General features: G+C 71.2%; 24 protein-coding genes. 12 read left to right on the forward strand and 12 right to left on the reverse strand.

Translation table 11 applies throughout. The annotated features are described in order from the left end of the window. The 3 genes from DJ69_RS01770 to DJ69_RS01780 all read right to left on the reverse strand — a co-directional run. The coding region (locus tag DJ69_RS01770) for a hypothetical protein (RefSeq protein WP_144050368.1) at positions 1-191 on the reverse strand (191 nt) is incomplete at its 3' end. A 3-nt stretch (positions 192-194) separates the two neighbouring features. After that, on the reverse strand, positions 195-1,022 hold the full coding sequence (locus DJ69_RS01775; protein ID WP_099254033.1) for a sulfite exporter TauE/SafE family protein: 828 nt from the start codon (positions 1,020-1,022) through the stop codon (positions 195-197). Positions 1,023-1,109: 87 nt separating this feature from the next. After that, entirely contained in the window at positions 1,110-1,535 is a 426-nt protein-coding gene (locus tag DJ69_RS01780) for a cupredoxin domain-containing protein (RefSeq protein ID WP_099254034.1), read from the reverse strand. A gap of 340 nt (positions 1,536-1,875) precedes the next feature. Here DJ69_RS01780 and DJ69_RS01785 point away from each other — a divergent pair, with 340 nt between their 5' ends. The 4 genes from DJ69_RS01785 to DJ69_RS01800 all read left to right on the forward strand — a co-directional run bounded on the left by DJ69_RS01785 (position 1,876) and on the right by DJ69_RS01800 (position 5,331). Further along, on the forward strand, positions 1,876-2,694 hold the full coding sequence (locus tag DJ69_RS01785; RefSeq protein ID WP_099254100.1) for a bacteriorhodopsin: 819 nt from the start codon (positions 1,876-1,878) through the stop codon (positions 2,692-2,694). Positions 2,695-2,817: 123 nt separating this feature from the next. Beyond that, positions 2,818-3,156: a peptidyl-tRNA hydrolase Pth2 gene (gene pth2, locus DJ69_RS01790; RefSeq protein WP_099254035.1), complete on the forward strand. Its 339-nt coding sequence runs from the start codon at positions 2,818-2,820 to the stop codon at positions 3,154-3,156. Next, positions 3,157-4,641, forward strand: coding sequence for a tRNA pseudouridine(13) synthase TruD (truD, locus tag DJ69_RS01795; RefSeq protein ID WP_099254036.1), 1,485 nt, complete (start codon positions 3,157-3,159; stop codon positions 4,639-4,641). It begins immediately after the preceding gene. A 135-nt stretch (positions 4,642-4,776) separates the two neighbouring features. Further along, positions 4,777-5,331 carry a GMP synthase subunit A gene (locus DJ69_RS01800; protein WP_099254037.1) on the forward strand — a complete coding sequence of 185 codons (555 nt, stop codon included), beginning with the start codon at positions 4,777-4,779 and terminating at the stop codon, positions 5,329-5,331. Positions 5,332-5,340: 9 nt separating this feature from the next. Here DJ69_RS01800 and DJ69_RS01805 read toward each other — a convergent pair whose 3' ends face one another. The 7 genes from DJ69_RS01805 to DJ69_RS01835 form a co-directional block, all read right to left on the reverse strand. Then, complete coding sequence (locus DJ69_RS01805; RefSeq protein ID WP_099254038.1) at positions 5,341-5,766, reverse strand: universal stress protein; 426 nt, start codon at positions 5,764-5,766, stop codon at positions 5,341-5,343. Between the two features lie 70 nt (positions 5,767-5,836). Next, entirely contained in the window at positions 5,837-6,034 is a 198-nt protein-coding gene (locus DJ69_RS01810; protein WP_099254039.1) for an HVO_0649 family zinc finger protein, read from the reverse strand. A 130-nt stretch (positions 6,035-6,164) separates the two neighbouring features. Beyond that, positions 6,165-6,467, reverse strand: a complete 303-nt coding sequence (locus tag DJ69_RS01815) for a DUF3194 domain-containing protein (protein ID WP_099254040.1) — start codon at positions 6,465-6,467, stop codon at positions 6,165-6,167. Positions 6,468-6,473: 6 nt separating this feature from the next. Next, positions 6,474-6,857 (reverse strand): prefoldin subunit beta, encoded by a 384-nt coding sequence (locus DJ69_RS01820; protein WP_099254101.1) that lies wholly within the window; start codon positions 6,855-6,857, stop codon positions 6,474-6,476. A gap of 114 nt (positions 6,858-6,971) precedes the next feature. Then, positions 6,972-7,256: a KEOPS complex subunit Pcc1 gene (locus tag DJ69_RS01825; protein WP_099254041.1), complete on the reverse strand. Its 285-nt coding sequence runs from the start codon at positions 7,254-7,256 to the stop codon at positions 6,972-6,974. Positions 7,257-7,278: 22 nt separating this feature from the next. Continuing rightward, on the reverse strand, positions 7,279-7,413 hold the full coding sequence (locus DJ69_RS01830; protein ID WP_004049526.1) for a DNA-directed RNA polymerase subunit P: 135 nt from the start codon (positions 7,411-7,413) through the stop codon (positions 7,279-7,281). A gap of 4 nt (positions 7,414-7,417) precedes the next feature. Beyond that, positions 7,418-7,684: a 50S ribosomal protein L37ae gene (locus tag DJ69_RS01835; RefSeq protein WP_099254042.1), complete on the reverse strand. Its 267-nt coding sequence runs from the start codon at positions 7,682-7,684 to the stop codon at positions 7,418-7,420. A 173-nt stretch (positions 7,685-7,857) separates the two neighbouring features. Between DJ69_RS01835 and DJ69_RS01840 the strand changes: the two genes are divergently transcribed. From DJ69_RS01840 to DJ69_RS01870, 7 genes are all read left to right on the forward strand, one after another. Then, on the forward strand, positions 7,858-8,793 hold the full coding sequence (locus tag DJ69_RS01840) for a thiazole biosynthesis protein (protein WP_099254043.1): 936 nt from the start codon (positions 7,858-7,860) through the stop codon (positions 8,791-8,793). A 72-nt stretch (positions 8,794-8,865) separates the two neighbouring features. Continuing rightward, entirely contained in the window at positions 8,866-9,324 is a 459-nt protein-coding gene (locus DJ69_RS01845; RefSeq protein WP_099254044.1) for a metal-dependent hydrolase, read from the forward strand. 108 nt (positions 9,325-9,432) lie between these two features. Then, complete coding sequence (pyk, locus tag DJ69_RS01850; protein WP_099254045.1) at positions 9,433-11,190, forward strand: pyruvate kinase; 1,758 nt, start codon at positions 9,433-9,435, stop codon at positions 11,188-11,190. A 57-nt stretch (positions 11,191-11,247) separates the two neighbouring features. Then, a complete protein-coding gene (locus tag DJ69_RS01855) occupies positions 11,248-11,505 on the forward strand; it encodes a DUF7312 domain-containing protein (protein WP_099254046.1) in 258 nt (85 codons plus the stop codon). Between the two features lie 173 nt (positions 11,506-11,678). Continuing rightward, positions 11,679-12,302, forward strand: a complete 624-nt coding sequence (locus DJ69_RS01860; protein ID WP_099254047.1) for an NfeD family protein — start codon at positions 11,679-11,681, stop codon at positions 12,300-12,302. A 91-nt stretch (positions 12,303-12,393) separates the two neighbouring features. Then, entirely contained in the window at positions 12,394-12,864 is a 471-nt protein-coding gene (locus DJ69_RS01865; RefSeq protein ID WP_099254048.1) for a Rieske (2Fe-2S) protein, read from the forward strand. 106 nt (positions 12,865-12,970) lie between these two features. Further along, positions 12,971-13,996 (forward strand): hypothetical protein, encoded by a 1,026-nt coding sequence (locus DJ69_RS01870; protein ID WP_099254049.1) that lies wholly within the window; start codon positions 12,971-12,973, stop codon positions 13,994-13,996. 38 nt (positions 13,997-14,034) lie between these two features. On the opposite strand, the gene DJ69_RS01875 is transcribed toward DJ69_RS01870, so the two are convergent. After that, positions 14,035-14,481, reverse strand: coding sequence for a DUF5788 family protein (locus tag DJ69_RS01875; protein ID WP_099254050.1), 447 nt, complete (start codon positions 14,479-14,481; stop codon positions 14,035-14,037). Between the two features lie 111 nt (positions 14,482-14,592). Between DJ69_RS01875 and DJ69_RS01880 the strand changes: the two genes are divergently transcribed. After that, positions 14,593-15,369, forward strand: a complete 777-nt coding sequence (locus DJ69_RS01880) for a YkgJ family cysteine cluster protein (protein WP_099254051.1) — start codon at positions 14,593-14,595, stop codon at positions 15,367-15,369. 34 nt (positions 15,370-15,403) lie between these two features. Here DJ69_RS01880 and DJ69_RS01885 read toward each other — a convergent pair whose 3' ends face one another. Continuing rightward, entirely contained in the window at positions 15,404-16,309 is a 906-nt protein-coding gene (locus DJ69_RS01885) for a dihydrodipicolinate synthase family protein (protein WP_099254052.1), read from the reverse strand. Between the last annotated feature and the right edge of the window lie 2 nt (positions 16,310-16,311).

The following is a 16,311-nucleotide window of genomic DNA, read 5'->3' on the forward strand; positions in this document are numbered from 1 at the left end:
GGGGACACTGACCCATGAGCGCGCCCGACTGCACGCTCTGTGAGCTCCCGACGGACGGCGTCGACGTCGGCGTCCCCGAGCGTCTCGTACACGTCGCGGCAGCCGGTACAGCAGAACTCGTTTCCGTCGTCATCGACCACGTCGACGCCGTCCGTCGGGAGCTCACAGAGCGTGCAGTCGGGCGCGCTCATGGGTCAGTGTCCCCCCGCGGCCGCGATGTCGACCGGGTTCCAGAAGGGGAGGCTCGGGTGGGGCACGTGGACGCCGACGGCCATGAGCCCGTGCGCGAACAGGACGTAGCCGAGCGCGACGAAGGCGACGCCGAGCAGGCGGTGGACGCGGCGGCGGTGGACCGCGTCGACGCTCTCGATGACGGTGCCGTAGAGGAAGACGGCGGGCATCGTGCCGACGCCGAGCGCGCCGAGCGCCAGCGCGCCGCTGACGGCGGAGCCGCTGGCGAACGCGTAGAGGTACGCCGGGTAGAGGATCGGACAGGGGAGCAGGCCGTGGACCGCGCCGAGCCCGACGATCCCGGGACCGTTGGCGAGCCGGTCGACGTGGCCCGTGAGCCAGCCGGTGACGCGGCCGAGTCCGGGGAGGTGTATCCCGCCGGTCGCGCCGCCGAGCGCGTATCTGACCCCGACGAGGATCACGGCCGCGCCGACGGCGAGGCCGACGACGCCCCGCACCGCCTCGGCCGCGCCGGTCAGCGTCGCGGTCGTGACGAGGACGGCCCCGCCGAGCGCCCCGAGCGCCGCGCCGATGGTCGCGTAGCTCGCGGCGCGACCGAGGTTGAACAGCGCGTGCTGGCGGACCTCGTACGTCGTGAGGTGGCTCCCGCGGCGGTCACGGGCCGCGCCGGCGGCCGTCGAGCCGCCGTCGGCGCGCTCGCCGCCCTCGCGCATCTGCCCCGCGTACACCGTCACGAGCGGGCCGCACATCCCGATACAGTGGGCGCCGCCGAGCAGCCCGATAGCAAGGAACAGCAGGACGTCGGTTCCCAGAAGCGTCGAGATGGCCATGAGTCGAGTCACCTGTGGTTGGGGTCGCGCGCGCTAATGGGTTTCGTCGCCCGGGGGAGCGGGCGGGCGAGCCGGTGCGCTCGCACGTCACTCCTCCACGAAAACGGTCCCGACCATTCCCCCCGCCTCGTGGGGGATGCAGACGTAGTCGTAGCGGCCGGCGACCTCGAAGGTGTGCGAGTAGCGATCGCCGTTCTCCAAGCGTCCGCCGAACTCGTCGGCCCAGGCCTCGCGAGCCGCCGTTTCGCCGTCGTAACCGCCCGAGGCGAAGTATTCGGCCGCGTCCGGGATGGCGCTCTCGTAGGCGGTGACCGTGTGGCCGCGAGCGCTCGTGTTCTCCCAGACGACGGTGTCGCCGACGGCGACCGTCACCTCGGTCGGCTCGAACGCGGACGCCATCATCCCCACGTCGTAGCCGGGGTCGCCCCCGACGGCCGAACAGCCGGCGAGAGCGGCCGTCGCCGCGACGCCTCCGGCGGCGCCCATCCCTCGGAGGAACCGTCTGCGATGCATGGTCACACTGGGTGCCTCAGTCGTTTCAATACCGCGGTCGTCCCCGCCGAGTGAGAACGTCTCGGCCCCCGGCGGAGCGAACGCGGGCGCGCCGTCTCTCGCCTCGCCTTTCGGCTTCCGTCCCCGGATCTGCCGTCGATCTGCGTGTTTTAAAACGCGCGTTCGTCGGTGTGGGCGATAAAGAAAATGATCCGAATAATCCGGCTCAGAATGAAACGTACACGGTGGACCCCTACTAGTTGGGTACTGCTGTTTAACCGGCTCATCTCGTAGCCGTCGACATCGCATGATCGAAACAGCAGCAGCCGACGCGCTCGCGCGGGGAATCGTGCCACTCGAGATGACCCAGACCGAGCTGTTCGAGTACATCCGGGCGGATCCGCTCCTGAGTGCGTCGCTCTGGCTGAACATCGCCCTCGCGGGGCTGTCGATCCTCCTGTTCGTCTACATGGGACGGCGCGTGGAGGATCCCCGCGCTCAGCTGATTTTCGTCGCCACGCTGATGGTGCCGCTCGTGTCGATCGCCAGCTACACGGGACTCGTATCCGGGATCACCGTCGGCTTTCTCGAGATGCCGGCCGGACACGCGCTGGCCGGGGCCGGGTCCGGGCCGGAGGGCGGCGTGTTCACGCCGTGGGGTCGGTATCTCACGTGGGCCCTGTCGACGCCGATGATCCTCCTCGCGCTCGGGCTGCTCGCCGGATCGAACGTGACGAAGCTGTTCACGGCGATCACGGCCGACATCGCGATGTGCGTCACGGGCCTCGCGGCCGCGCTGACCACGTCCTCGTACATGCTGCGCTGGGTCTGGTACGGCATCAGCTGCGCCTTCTTCGCCGTCGTCCTCTACGTCCTGCTCGTCGAGTGGGCGGAGGACGCTGAGATCGCCGGCACCGCCGAGATATTCAACACGCTGAAACTGCTCACCGTCGTCTTGTGGCTCGGCTACCCGATCGTCTGGGGGGTCGGCGCCGAGGGGCTCGCGTTAGTCCAGTCTCCCGCGGTCACCTCGTGGGCCTACAGCGGGATGGACATCGTCGCGAAGTACCTTTTCGCGTTCCTCCTGCTGCGCTGGGTCGCGAGCAACGAGAGCGCGGTTGCGACGATAAGCTCCGGGGTCGGCTCGGACGGGAGCGGCGTCGCGGCCGCGGACGACTGAGTTCCGGCGACCGACGGGCGTCCGCCGCGGTGCGGGCGTTTCGCGGCCGTTTTCGCGTCTGTCACTCCTCGTCGAGGCGACCGAGAGACAAACGCTAAACCCGCGGCGGCGGTGGACACGGACATGAAACAGGCCATCGTCGCCCGCACCGACATCGGGATGGGCGAGGGGAAACTCGCCGCGCAGGTCGCGCACGCGTCGCTGTCGGCGTACCAGGACGCCGGGCGACGCGTCCGCAAGAAGTGGCAGGGCGAGGGACAGAAGAAGATCGTTCTCAAGGGCGACTCCGAGAGCCAGCTGTTCGCGCTGGCCGACAAGGCCGACAAAGAGGGGATCCCGTACGCGATCGTCCGCGACGCCGGCCACACCCAACTGGAACCGGGGACCGTCACCGCGCTCGCGGTGGGACCCGCCCGCGACGACACCGTCGACCGCGTGACCGGCGACCTCTCGCTCTACTAGATGGCCTCGCCCCACACGCTCCGCGAGGCGCACCCGACCGAGCGCGCCGCGGGCATCGACCACTACGTCAGCGACGCCGACGGGATCGGCGGTCGGCTCCGCGAGTCGCCAGAAGACTTCCGCGTCCGCGAGCTGGAGGCGTTCGAGCCGGAGCCGCTCGGCGCGGATACCGGGAGTTACCCCGAGCTCGTCGTCCGCGTCACGCTCCGCGACTGGGACACGAACGACTTCGCGCGCCGGATCTCCGACGCCCTCGGGATCAGCCGCGAGCGCGTCTCGTGGGCGGGGACGAAGGACAAGCGCGCCGTCACCACCCAGCTGTTCACGCTCCGCGAGGTCGACCCCGACGACCTCCCCGAGATCCGCGGCGCCGAGATCGATCCCCTCGGGCGGGCCGGCCGCGGCCTCTCGTTCGGCGACCTCGCGGGCAACGCCTTCGAGATCCGCGTCGCCGACGCGGTGAGCGAGGCCCCCGAGCGCGTCGCCGACGTGGTGGCGGACCTGCGGGCGTTCGGGGGCGACGGTGGGGAGACGGAGGCGACCGGTCCGGGCGGTAACGGCGCCGTCGTCGGCGTCCCCAACTACTTCGGCCAGCAGCGCTTCGGGAGCCGGCGCCCCGTGACGCACCGCGTCGGACTCGCAGTCGTCCGCGGCGACGTCCGCGAGGCGGTGCGGCTGTACGCCGGCAATCCCGCGGCGACGGAGCCGGACGACACCCGCGCCGCGCGCGACCGCGTCGACGCCGCGTTCGGGGTCGGCGACGGCGGCGCGGGCGACGGCCTCGGCGCGGGCGACGACCCCGCCACCGCCGACGGCACCGGCGACGGCGACTGGGAGGCCTGCCTCGACGCGATTCCGGGGAAACTCCGCTTCGAGCGCTCGATGGTCCACCGGCTCGCCGAGCGCGACGTGCCCCCCGACGCGCCCCCGGATCACGACGACTGGCGCCACGCGCTGGAGGCGGTCCCCTCGAACCTCCAGCGGCTGTTCGTCAACGCCGCGCAGTCGTTCCTCTTCAACCGGGTGCTGAGCAAGCGCCTGCGCCGCGGGCTCCCGTTCGACCGGCCCGTCGCCGGCGACGTGGTCTGTTTCGCCGACGGCGACGCCCCCGACGAGCTGTACGCGCCCGACACGGACCGCCTCCAGCGGGTCGACGAGGACCGGGTCTCCGTCGTCACCCGCCACTGCGAGCGCGGGCGGGCGTTCGTCACCGCGCCCCTCGTCGGCACCGAGACCGACCTCGGCGACGGTGAGCCCGGCGAGATCGAACGGGAGGTCCTCGACGGCGCCGGGATCGAGCCCGGCGACTTCGCGCTCCCCGGCGAGTTCGACTCGTCGGGCACCCGGCGGGCGATCCTCCTCCGGAGCGACCTCGACGTGACGTTCGAGGGCGGCGATCCGCGGTTCGCGTTCGCGCTCCCCAGCGGGTCGTACGCCACGGTGCTGCTCCGGGAGTTCACCAAGAGCGGGCCGCTGGACCTCTGATCGGCGGCGATCCCGCGGATTGATCCCCAGATTGATCCGCGTTCGTGTATTATCGATCGGATCTCGCGGTCGAAACCACCACGATACTGCGCTCCGTTCCGAGCCGTTTTTGTGCGGGAGCCGCCAACCGGAGCCATGACCCGGATCGTCGTCATCGACCTCCACGGCCAGTTCACCCACCTCGAACGGCGGGCGCTCCGCGACGTGGGCGTCGACACCGAGATCGTCTCGGCGGACACGCCCCCGGCGGAGATCGACGCCGACGGGATCGTCCTCTCCGGCGGCCCCGACATGGACCGCGTCGGCAACGCGCCCGACTACCTCGATCTGGACGTGCCCGTGCTCGGGATCTGTCTCGGGATGCAGCTGATCGCGCTGGAGCGCGGCGGCGCGGTCGGCGGCGGCGACTACGGCGGCTACGCCGACGTCGACGTGGAGATCGTCGACGACGAGGACCCGCTCGTCGGCTCGCTGGCGCCCGAGACGCGCGTCTGGGCCTCCCACGCCGACGAGGTGACCGAGGTTCCCGAGGGGTTCGTTCGAACCGCCACCTCCGACGTCTGCGACGTGGAGGCGATGGCGAACGCCGAGGCGGGGATGTTCGGCGTCCAGTGGCACCCCGAGGTCGCCCACACCGAGCGGGGCGAGGAAGTGTTCGAGAACTTCGTCGCGATCTGCGAGTCCGCGTAGGGCCGAGAGCTACTCGCCGATGTGCGCCGTCAACACCGGGAGCTCGCTGTGTCGCACGACCCGCTCTGCGACCGACCCCGCCGTAACGAAGCGCCCGATCCCGGTGCGCCCGTGGGTCCCCATCACGATCAGATCGATGTCGTAGTCGGCCGCGGCGTCGAGGATCTCCTCGTGGGGGTGCCCGCGTCGGAGGTGGCGCTCCGCCTCGACGCCGCGCTCCGTCGCGGCCCCGACGACCGCGTCGAGCGCGCGCTCGCCGCGCTCCTCCTCGCGCTCGACGACCAAGTCCCACTCGTCGGCGCCGGCGATCCCCTCGTCGACGACAAACAGCGTGTGGACCCGTGCGCCCGTCAGGGCGGCGAGACCACAGGCCTGTTCGATCGCGGCGTCGCTGCCGGCGCTCCCGTCGGTCGGACACAGGATCGCGTCGTACATGTCGTCTCGGCCCACACGCCAACGACTTAACGGTTACCTCGACGCGAACGGTCCCGGAGCGGTCCCCGGCTCACAGCCGGTACGTCTGAACGCGCTCGGTCCCGCAGCTCGGGCACTCCCGTCGGTACTCGACGGTCGCGCCCGTCGTCACCGCCTCCCACGAACCCTCCTCGTCGACGAACCCGCACTCCTCGCAGGCGTGGTCCCGTCCGTCGAGCCGGGCGCGGAGCCGATCGAACGCCGACGTACCGCCGTAGCTAGATGACATGTGGTACCGATACACAATACCACGATTAATAGTTATCGATCAGGTGAGTCACGCGAACTGGAACTCCGCCGTCGAGACTCGCGTCGCTCTCGGGGCGGTCGGCACGGCGGGCTGAAAAAGGTGCGCCGCCCTACGCTTCGAACAGCTCGTCGACCGCCTCGCCGGCGGTTTCGGCCGCCTCGCGGGCGACGGCGTCCGGGTCAGGGTCGTCTGGCGCGTTCAGGTAGACGTCGACGTCGAGGACGCCCTCCTCGAACGTGACCGTCACGTCCAGATCGGTCACCGCCGACTGGTCGTAGTGCGCGAACACGACGCCTTCGGCGGCCTCTGCGGCCGTGCGGACGACTTCGTCGTCCGTGGGCTCGTCGTCGGCGCTCCCGTCGCCTGCACCGACCGGTTCGCCGGTCGATCCGTCGCTCGATCCGTCGGACATCGGCACTTACGCGCCGCCCGCGCCCGGACCGCCCGGACCCATCGGGCCGCCGCCGGCGCCGCCCTGAAGCATCTGCTGGAGCTCGTCCTGCAGCTCGTCGAACTGCTCCTCGACGCGCTCCTCCTGCTTCTGAAGCTGCTCGGCGCGAACTTCGAGGGAGTCGACCTTGTTCTCGAGGTCGTCGTAGGCGGACTCGTAGTCCGTCTCGACGAGGACCTCGCCGATCTCGCGGTACATTCCGGCGTCATCGTCGACGTCTTCGAGGGCGTCGAGCGCCGTCTTGGACTCGTTGAGCGCGGTCTGGGCCTGCTCTTTCTGCTCGGCGACCTGCTGTGCGGTCTCCTGCAGCTCCTGCAGCTCCTCGATCTTCTCCTGTGCCTCGGGCGGCATGTTCCCTTGCATGGGCGAAACGAGGCGTCCCGGACGGAAAAACCCCCGACTTCTCCGACGACGATCGGATCGGAGGGCACAGCGCCGGAGAGGCGAGAAAACGGCAGGTCGCCGCTACTCTCGACCGCGTCCCGAGCCGACGCGCTCGGCGACGTCGACGAGCCGCGACCAACTGTTGATCCCGGCGCGGAGGGCGACGAGGTCGTCGGCGACGACGCGGACTCGGACCGCGTCGCCGTCGCGGGAGACGGTCGCGGCTGATCGGGCGTCGTCGATCTCGCCGACTTCGGGGGCGAGCGCGTCGCCGACGAGCCGTGCGCGCCGCTCGGAGGGGTAACGGAACGAGAGAACCGTTTCGTGCGCGCGCTCGGAAGTCGAAACGGTGGCGTCGGAAGTCACGGTGACGCGATCGGGCGCGGGGTTACTCGACGTTGACTTCCTTCACGTCGCCGCCGCGCTCCTTCAGGAGGACGCGGTGGCCGCAGTACGGACAGCGCACGCCGCCGTACTCGTCGAGCGTGACGTCGCGCTTACAGCGGGAGCACTTGTAGCTCATCGCCTTACTCCTCGTCGGAGAGCGCGGCGCGGATGGAGCGGCGGACGGTGCGACCGCCGGGCGTCTCGGGGCGGTACGCGCCGCCGGTGAACGTCTCGCCGGTCTCCTCGTTGACCCAGATGCCGGTGCCAACGCGCTTCACGTCGTCGCCGTCGACGGTGGCGTTCTGCATTTCCTCTTCGATGTCCTGGACCCGCTTGCGGGAGACCCGGCCGTATCGGGCGCCGAATCGGCCCGCGCTGCCGGTGCTTCGTGCCTTGTCCTCAGCCATAGTGACTCCGTCTACCGCCAGCGCGGGTAAAAAGGCTACGAGTCGGGGACGCCGGAGCGCGGAGCCGATCGCACCGCGCCGAGAGCGCGGCGACGGAGACGATCCCACCGCCGATCGCGAGCGGCGACGACGACCGCAACGCCTTTCACTACTAAGTAATATTACTTGGTTGTATGCACGGATTCGACGGCTTCAGCGACGTGAGCGAGACGGACGTAACGAAGGCGATCGGCAACGAGTGGACCGACGGGTTCCTCGAGTTCACCGACTCGGAGGTGATCATCCTCGGCGGCGGCCCGTCGGGGTTGATGGCCGCCAAAGAGCTGGCCGAGCGCGGCGTGAAGGTGCTGATCGTCGAGAAGAACAACTACCTCGGCGGGGGGTTCTGGCTCGGCGGGTTCCTGATGAACACGGTGACGGTCCGCGATCCGGCACAGGAGGTCCTCGACGACCTCGACGTGGACTACGAGCCGGTCGACGACGTGGACGGGCTCTACACCGCCGCCGGCCCCGAGGCCTGCTCCGGGCTGATCAAGGCGGCCTGCGACGCCGGCGCGCGCGTCCAGAACATGACCGAGTTCACCGACCTCGTCGTCCGCGAGGACCACCGCGTCGGCGGGATCGTGATGAACTGGACGCCGGTCCACGCGCTCCCCCGCGAGATCACCTGCGTCGATCCCATCGCGATCGAGTCCGACCTGGTGATCGACGCGACCGGCCACGACGCGGTCGCGATCAGCAAGCTCGACGAGCGCGGCGTCCTCTCGGCGCCCGGCATCGAACACGCGAAGGAGCACAACACCGGGATGGACCAGACCGGAGACGGCGAGTACGGCGCGCCCGGCCACGACTCGCCCGGCCACGACTCGATGTGGGTCGGCGAGAGCGAGGACGCCGTGGTCGAGCACACCGGCGTCGTCCACGACGGGCTGATCGCGTCCGGCATGGCGGTCGCGACCGCCCACGGCCTCCCGCGGATGGGGCCGACGTTCGGCGCGATGTTGGTCTCCGGGAAGCGCGCCGCACAGGCCGCGCTCGACGAACTCGACGTCGACGGGCCGGAGGTCCGGCTCTCCGCGGGCGACGCGCCCGCGCCCGCCGACGACTGAGGCGACGCGAGCGCCCGCTCCGCCGACGCCTCCCCCAACGGGTTTTTCAGCGGCGTTCCCCGAGCGTCGCCCATGTACTGGCGGGGCCACGTCGGGATCGCGCTGCTCGCGTACGCGCCGGTCGCGGGAGCGGTCCGCGTCGCCGGTGAGCCGGAACTGGCGGTCCTCGGCGCGGCGGTCGCCGTCGCGTTTGCGACGCTGCCCGATCTCGACCACCGACTGCCGGTCTCGCACCGCGGCCCGACGCACACGGTCGCGTTCACGGTCGCCGTCGGCGCGGTCGTCGCCGTCGCGACGGCGGCCGTCCGCCCGCCGTGGACCGCGGCCTTCGTCGGTGGTGTCGCGGCGCTCTCGCTCACCTCGCACGTCGCCGGCGACGCGATCACGCCGATGGGGATCTGGCCGTTTCGCCCCCTCTCGGAGCGGCACGTGACGCTCGATCTGACGCCGGCGGCGAACCCCCGCGCGAACCGGCTGTTCCTCGGCGTCGGTGCCGCCGCGCTCGCGCTGTCCGTCACTCTCACGCCGTGAGCGGCGGGCTCCGGGGGTGCAGTCGTCCGCCCGGCGAACCTCATGAACGTTCACTCGGTGGCGACTCAACCGTGTGCCTTTTTCCGCCCCTGCGACGAAACCGCCGACATGCGAAACGCCAAAATCGTCTGTACGATCGGTCCTGCGTCGGACGACCGGGACACGATCCGCGACCTCGCGGACGCGGGGATGTCCGTCGTCCGGCTGAACGCCAGCCACGGGACGACGGACCACCGCGAGGAGGTCATCGAACACGCGCGCGAAGTCGACGACGAGCTCGACGACCCGCTCGCGGTGATGGTCGACCTGAAGGGGCCGGAGGTCCGGACCGCCGAGCTCGACGACCCGATCTCGCTCGTGACGGACTCCGAGGTGACGTTCGTCGAGGGCGACGACGCCACCCCCGAACGCGTCGGCCTCACCCACTCCATCGCGGCCGCGGGTCCGGGCGATACGATCCTCTTGGACGACGGTCGGATCGAGTGCCGGGTCGAGCGGGTCGACGGCGAGTCGGTCGTCGCCACGGTCGTCTCCGGCGGGAAGCTCAGCTCGCGGAAGGGCGTCAACCTCCCCGGCGTCGCCATCGACGTGGACCTCATCACCGCCGAGGACGAGGCCGAACTCGACCTCGCCGCCCGGGCGAACGCCGACTTCGTCGCGGCCTCCTTCGTGCGCAACGCCGAGGACGTGTACCAGATCGCGGACGCGCTGGAGGAGCGGGGCGGCGGCGACATCCCGATCATCGCGAAGATCGAGCGGGCGGGCGCGGTCGACAACCTCGACGGGATCGTCGACGCCGCCGACGGCGTGATGGTCGCCCGCGGCGACCTCGGCGTGGAGTGCCCGCTGGAGGACGTGCCCGTCATTCAGAAGCGGATCATCCGGAAGTGCGTCAACGCGGGCGTCCCCGTCATCACGGCGACGGAGATGCTCGACTCGATGGTCCACTCGCGGCGGCCCACCCGGGCGGAGGCCTCCGACGTCGCCAACGCGGTCCTCGACGGCACCGACGCCGTGATGCTTTCCGGCGAGACCGCCATCGGCGAGGACCCCGTCAACGTCGTCGAGACGATGGACCGGATCGTCCGTGAGGTCGAGTCGAGCGACGAGTACGCGGAGACGCGCGAACAGCGCGTGCCGACCGCCGCGGAGGGCTCGCGGACCGAGGCGCTGGCCCGGTCCGCGCGCTACCTCGCCCGCGACATCGGCGCCTCCACGGTCGTCGCCGTCTCGGAGTCCGGATTCACGGCCCGCAAGACGGCGATGTTCCGACCGGCGGTCCCCGTGGTCGCGACGACGCCGGACGACCGCGTCCGTCGCCAGCTCGCACTCTCGTGGGGGGTTCGTCCCGTCTTGACCGAGTACGTCCACGACATGGAGACGATCCTCGACAACGCGGTCGACGCCGCGCTCGACACCGGCGGCGCCTCGTCCGGGGACACGCTCGTCGTGCTCTCGGGGATGCTCTCGGAGTTCGAGGGGACGAACACGACGAACACGCTCAAGGTCCACGTCGCCGCCGAGACGCTGGTGACCGGCAAGGCGGTCGCCGCCGGTCGCGTCGCGGCCCCGGTGTACCACACCGCCGACGGCGATCTGAGCGAGCTCCCGGACGGGTCGATCATCGCGCTCGGCTCCAGCTTCGAGGGCGAGTTCACGGGCGACCTGAACGCGGTCGCCGGGATCATCGACGCCCGCGAAGGGATGACGGGATACCCGGCCGTGGTCGCCCGGGAGCTCGGCGTGCCGATGGTCTCCGGCGCGCACCTGCCCGAGAGCGTGACCGACGGGACCGTGATCACGGTCGACGGCGAGCGCGGCGTGGTCTACGACGGCGACGTGATCGCGGCGGCGCGGAAGCGGTAGCGCGGGGAGGCTTCCCCACCCGCCAGCCATTTACAGATGAGTCGCGTAGCCGCGAGCATGAGCAGCGACGACGGGGAGCGCGACGAGGTCCGGAGCCGGGCGAACGAGACGCGCCCGGACGAGGCTGAACGCGGGGACGGCGACGAGCGCGAGTGGCGGTTCGCCGTCGAAGACGTCGGCCCCGGCGGTGTCACCGAGGACACTCACACGCCAGAAACCGAACCGATCGAGCCCGGATCGATCGACGCCGAACACGCGGTCTTCGTCGTGTTAGGGGTCGTGCTCACGATCGCCGTCCTCTTCCTCGGGTTCTGATCGGTCGGGGCCCCGAGTCGCCGTCGACCGCGTTGTCGACTCCCAATCCGTTTCATCCCGCGCTGTTCCCATCCCGCGTCGCTGCCCTCCCGTACCGCCACTTGCGCCTTCCCGTACCGCCACTTGCGCCCTCCCGTACCACCACTTATACTGCCGCGGCCGTACGTTTGGACATGGACGTGCTCGCGCAGTCCGGGCTCCTCTCCCCGGACACGCTCCCCCTGCTGTTGTTGACGGCCGGGCTGTTGCTCTCGATGGCGGAGGCGCTCGCGCCGGGTGCGAACTTCATCGTGGTCGGCATCGCGCTGATCGGAGCGGGGCTCGGTGGGCTCCTCCTCACGTCGCTCGGGGTCGTCGGTGCGGGCCTGATCCTCGTCATGGCGCTCCTGACGCTCGTGTTCGGCGCGGCGGCCTTCTACGGCTACCACGAGTTCGACCTCTACGGCGGGAAGGGCCAACAGCAGACGAGCGACAGCGCGTCGCTGAAAGGGAAGACCGGCGTCGTCACCGAAGCGGTGACCACCGCCGGCGGCGAGGTGAAGCTCTCCGGCGGCGGCTTCAACCCCCACTACTCCGCGCGCTCGATCGAAGGCGAGATCGAGGAGGGCGAGGAGGTGATGGTCGTCGACCCCGGCGGCGGCAACGTCGTCACCGTGGAGTCGATGGGGTACGTCGAGGACGACATCGACAAGGAGCTCGCCGCGGACAGGGCGCGGAAGGAAGCGCAGCGAGAGACCGACGAGACGGCGGAGGAGACCGACGACGCCGAGCGAGCGACCGAGACCGAACGCGAGTGAAGCGCGGAGGGCGCGCGCCGCGCGGCGTCGCCGGGCGCGCGAGGCGTCGTGTTATCGATCCGTTGAAGCGCGCCGCCGGCCACGAACGGGTATGGACGCGGACCGTCGGATCGCCGCCGTCGAGGAGGTTCCCGAGGACAGCACGCTGCTCGTGACCCTGCGCCCGGTCGACCCGGAGAGCGTCGACGACGGGGAGGGCGACGTGGGCGAGTCCGAAGCCGGGACGCCCGAGGCCGAGGCGATCCTCACTCGGGCGGCCGGCGACGTGCGCGCGTTCCGCAACTACTGTCAACACTGGACCGACGTGCGCCTCGACAAGGACGACGGGGCGTTCGTGCGCAACGGCGAGGTGTTCTGCCAGAAGCACGGCGCGACGTTCGAGGCCGACGGCGGCTACTGCAACTTCGGCCCCTGCGAGGGGGCCGTGCTCGAGGGCGTCGACGTGACCGTCGACGGCGACGCGGTGTACCTCGCCGACGACGCCTACGAGTTCGTCCGGCTCGGCCACGCGAACCGCGACGGCGACGCCGGCGACTCGCGGATCGACTTCACGGGGAACTGAGGGGGACCACGGCCGTTGCGCCGGAGGTGAGGGCAGTCGCCCCGGAGACCACAGCGGCTCTTTGTGCAACGGCGGCCCATTTATACGGGGGCGACGAACGACGCGTATGACCAATCCGAACCCCTCCCGACGCCGGCTGCTCACCGGCGGCGTCGCCGCGGCGGCGGGCGCGCTTGCCGGCTGCCTCGACGGATCGGTGACGGGCGGCCCCGCGGACGGCGACGACGACCGCGTGCTGGCGCTCACGCTCGACGACGCGGGGGACACCCTCCGCGACACCGCCGTCGTCGATCTCGCGGCGGCCGGCCCGGGATGGGACGAAGCGGCGTTCAAGCCCGCCCGAAACGGCGAGCGGTACACCACGCAGTACCGGAAGCCGTTCCCGTCCGCGAGCGACGACCCGACGTACGCCGCCCACGAGGGGACATACTATCGGTTGAGCTCCGTCGTCGTCGACGAGGCGGAAGCGACGCGCCCCGTGCTCCGGCTGTTCGAGGCCGACGGGGTCGACGGCGGCAACGGGACCGACGCGGGCGGGGAGACCGACGACGACGGGAACGGCGCCGTCGGGAAGCAGACGCTCCCGGCGGGAGACCGACGCGCCGTCGAAATCGCCCACTTCTCGGCGCGAGCGCGGGGAGACGTCGGCGGCGTGCCGGTCGGCCTGGTGGAACGCGGCGGCTACGTCTACCGCGACGCGGACGCGATCGACGCGAGCGAACTGCTCGACGGCGACGGCCCGAGCCGCGTCACGTACCGCGACACCGTCTATCGGGTCGCGGTCACCCGCGAGCGGTTCTACGAGCCCGTGTACCGCGCGGTCGCCGAGCCGGTCGCGGAGTCGCCGGAGCGGATGGAGGCGATCGTCCGGGCGCGGACGGTCGGCGCGCGGATCGAGGGCGACGACCTCTCGGCCGACGCGCGGGCGGTGATCGACGCCGCCGCCCGCGGGGGATACGAGGAGTCACACCCCTATTCGGACGGGTACGCCGAGGTGCTCCGAGCGATACACGAGCGCCCGTACCTCGACGGCAACATTCGGAAGGACGCGGGGTGGAGCGAGTCCGGGTCAGAGCGGATCCGCTACGACGACCGCTACTACGACTACCGCCTGCAGTTCCAGTCGGCCTGAAGCCGTCTCCGTCGGCGGCGAGCGCGGCCGCCGACCCGTCAGAACCGCGTTCGACCGCCCGCCCCGCCCGCGTCGTCCCGGCCGAGCGCCTTCTTCAAGAAGCTCATCCAGCGCTTGCGGTCGGCCGTCTCCTGCCGCTTCGCCTCCGTCTCGGGGTCGGGCGCGTCGAGCCCCTCCAGGGCGTCGAGCGCGCGGTCGATCCCGATGATCGAGGCCGCCAGCTCCTCGCCGCGATCGTAGCTCACCTCGTTCTCCTCGATGGGTTCGAGCCGGTCTAAGCGCTCGCGCCGGAGGTTCCGTTTCGCCTGCTCGACCCGCTCCCGCTCGCCGGGCGGGACGGTGTCGCGGCGCTTGATCTCGAAGACGAACGACCGCAGTTCGATCGGCTCCCCCTGGATCTCGATCTCCTCGGGGATATCCGCGCCGACCGTCGCCGCCTCGCGGTTGACGCGTTCGAGGAGCCCCTTCCGCTCGTACTCCTTCACGCCCCCTCGGTAGGGGGCGGTCGCACTTCGCTCCTTCGGCGGCTGCACCCTCGAACGCCGACGCGACTCCCGAAGGGACGGGATTAACCTGATCGCGCCGCAAGCGTCTCCATGGAATCGCTCGAAGCCGAACTCGAACGCGCCCGCGACCTCGACGCCGGCGAGCTCGCCGACGCCATCGAGTCGATCGGCTTCGAGTGCACGCGCTGTGGCGGCTGCTGTACGGGATACGCCCCCGACGAACCCGGCGGCGCGCCGGCGGGGGAGGGGGCGGAGGACGCCGGCGCCGACTGCCACGGGGGCGACGGCGACGCCCCCGACGACCGCGAGCCGCACACGGCCACCGTCTTCCCGGACGAGGTCCGCGCGGTCGCCGACGCCGCCGAGGCGCAGTTCGACGACTCGTACGACTGGCGCGACGTGGCCCGCCCCATGCCGTTCGGGCTCTCCGAGGGCGACGACGGCGAGCCCACGGGCGAGACGTTCGAGTGGGCGCTCGCGACCGACGACTGCGGGGACTGCACCTTCTACGCGGAGGCGAACGGGCAAGGGGCCTGTACCGTCCACGACGCCCGCCCGCTCATCTGCCGGACCTACCCGTTCAGCGTCGCCCTGGAGGGGACGAGCCAGCCGATGGGCGAGGCGGTGGACGCCGAGGGCGTCGTCCGCGCCCACGAGTGCGAGGGGCTCGGCCGCGACATCTCGCGCGAGGACGCCGAGGCGCTGGCCGCGTCGCTCAAGGAGCGCGCGGTCCGCGAACTGGCGGAGGCGGTCGGCGTGCGCGACGGCTACGATCCGTCCGCCGCCGAGCGCGCCGACGGCGACGTGGTGGTCTTCGACTCCGAGGGACCGAAGGAGGCGGACGGGACGCCGATCGACGGGGACTGACGCACTCGGGCCCGAATCGGCGTCTCGCCGACAGTCACACCGCGTCGAGCGCCGCGTCGACATCGGCGGCGATCGCCTCCCGCCCCGCCGCGTCCGGGAGCGTGAGCGGCGGTCGGACCGCCGGGTCCGGAATGAATCCGCGATGCGCGGCCGCGACCTTCGTGGCCGGCGCGAAGCCGTAGTCGGCACAGCGAGCGAAAAGCGGGGCGATCGCCTCCCGGTGGAGCGCCAGCGCGCGGTCGTCGTCGCCGGCGCGGAGCGCCTCGCCGAGCGCGACGAACGCCTCGGGGATCACCTGCGAGAGCGCGTTGATCCCGCCGTCCGCGCCGAGCGTCACGGTCGGATAGAGCTGGGCGTCGACCCCTTGGAAGACGGTGAACGACTCCGGAGTCCGGCGGATGACGCCGTCGAGCCCGGAGAGGTCGCCCGACGTGTCCTTCAGCCCGACGACCGACTCGTGGGCGGCGAGTTCGGCGACCACCTCGGGGTCGATCCGCTCGCCGACCGTCAGCGGGATGTCGTACAGGTAGATCGGGACGGGGGAGTCGTCGGCGACCCGTTCGAAGAAGGCCCGCTGGCCGTCGGAGTCAGTCGAGGTGTGGTAGTACGGGAGCGTGACGAGCCCCGCGTCGGCGCCCGTCTCGGCCGCGAACCGCAGCCGATCGCGCACGCCCGAGACGGTCGTGTCCGCCGCGCCGGCGAGCACGGGCACGCGACCGTCGGCCGCCTCGACGGCGGTCTCGATCACCGTCCGACACTCCTCGTCCGTGAGACTGGCGAACTCGCCCGTCGTTCCGCAGGGAACCATGCCGTCGAGCCCGGCGTCGACGAGCGTCTCGACGTGGTTCGCGAGCACGTCGGCGTCGACGGCGCCGGTCGCGTCGAACGGCGTCACGATCGGGGGCGAGACGGCTCCGTGGCGGAATGTCGGATCGCTCATGC

The organism is Halorubrum persicum (assembly GCF_002727125.1).
Classification (GTDB): Archaea; Halobacteriota; Halobacteria; order Halobacteriales; family Haloferacaceae; genus Halorubrum; species Halorubrum persicum.

What these genes read in the sequence shown, in the direction of transcription:
- DJ69_RS01880 (WP_099254051.1), top strand. Translation starts at nt 14,593, where the DNA reads ATGGAATCGCTCGAAGCCGAACTCGAACGCGCCCGCGACCTCGACGCC.
- DJ69_RS01830 (WP_004049526.1), bottom strand. Translation starts at nt 7,413, where the DNA reads ATGAGCTACAAGTGCTCCCGCTGTAAGCGCGACGTCACGCTCGACGAG.
- pth2 (WP_099254035.1), top strand. Translation starts at nt 2,818, where the DNA reads ATGAAACAGGCCATCGTCGCCCGCACCGACATCGGGATGGGCGAGGGG.
- truD (WP_099254036.1), top strand. Translation starts at nt 3,157, where the DNA reads ATGGCCTCGCCCCACACGCTCCGCGAGGCGCACCCGACCGAGCGCGCC.
- DJ69_RS01870 (WP_099254049.1), top strand. Translation starts at nt 12,971, where the DNA reads ATGACCAATCCGAACCCCTCCCGACGCCGGCTGCTCACCGGCGGCGTC.
- pyk (WP_099254045.1), top strand. Translation starts at nt 9,433, where the DNA reads ATGCGAAACGCCAAAATCGTCTGTACGATCGGTCCTGCGTCGGACGAC.
- DJ69_RS01800 (WP_099254037.1), top strand. Translation starts at nt 4,777, where the DNA reads ATGACCCGGATCGTCGTCATCGACCTCCACGGCCAGTTCACCCACCTC.
- DJ69_RS01840 (WP_099254043.1), top strand. Translation starts at nt 7,858, where the DNA reads ATGCACGGATTCGACGGCTTCAGCGACGTGAGCGAGACGGACGTAACG.
- DJ69_RS01855 (WP_099254046.1), top strand. Translation starts at nt 11,248, where the DNA reads ATGAGCAGCGACGACGGGGAGCGCGACGAGGTCCGGAGCCGGGCGAAC.
- DJ69_RS01785 (WP_099254100.1), top strand. Translation starts at nt 1,876, where the DNA reads ATGACCCAGACCGAGCTGTTCGAGTACATCCGGGCGGATCCGCTCCTG.
- DJ69_RS01815 (WP_099254040.1), bottom strand. Translation starts at nt 6,467, where the DNA reads ATGTCCGACGGATCGAGCGACGGATCGACCGGCGAACCGGTCGGTGCA.
- DJ69_RS01865 (WP_099254048.1), top strand. Translation starts at nt 12,394, where the DNA reads ATGGACGCGGACCGTCGGATCGCCGCCGTCGAGGAGGTTCCCGAGGAC.
- DJ69_RS01860 (WP_099254047.1), top strand. Translation starts at nt 11,679, where the DNA reads ATGGACGTGCTCGCGCAGTCCGGGCTCCTCTCCCCGGACACGCTCCCC.
- DJ69_RS01810 (WP_099254039.1), bottom strand. Translation starts at nt 6,034, where the DNA reads ATGTCATCTAGCTACGGCGGTACGTCGGCGTTCGATCGGCTCCGCGCC.
- DJ69_RS01820 (WP_099254101.1), bottom strand. Translation starts at nt 6,857, where the DNA reads ATGCCGCCCGAGGCACAGGAGAAGATCGAGGAGCTGCAGGAGCTGCAG.
- DJ69_RS01775 (WP_099254033.1), bottom strand. Translation starts at nt 1,022, where the DNA reads ATGGCCATCTCGACGCTTCTGGGAACCGACGTCCTGCTGTTCCTTGCT.
- DJ69_RS01885 (WP_099254052.1), bottom strand. Translation starts at nt 16,309, where the DNA reads ATGAGCGATCCGACATTCCGCCACGGAGCCGTCTCGCCCCCGATCGTG.
- DJ69_RS01835 (WP_099254042.1), bottom strand. Translation starts at nt 7,684, where the DNA reads ATGGCTGAGGACAAGGCACGAAGCACCGGCAGCGCGGGCCGATTCGGC.
- DJ69_RS01780 (WP_099254034.1), bottom strand. Translation starts at nt 1,535, where the DNA reads ATGCATCGCAGACGGTTCCTCCGAGGGATGGGCGCCGCCGGAGGCGTC.
- DJ69_RS01805 (WP_099254038.1), bottom strand. Translation starts at nt 5,766, where the DNA reads ATGTACGACGCGATCCTGTGTCCGACCGACGGGAGCGCCGGCAGCGAC.
- DJ69_RS01845 (WP_099254044.1), top strand. Translation starts at nt 8,866, where the DNA reads ATGTACTGGCGGGGCCACGTCGGGATCGCGCTGCTCGCGTACGCGCCG.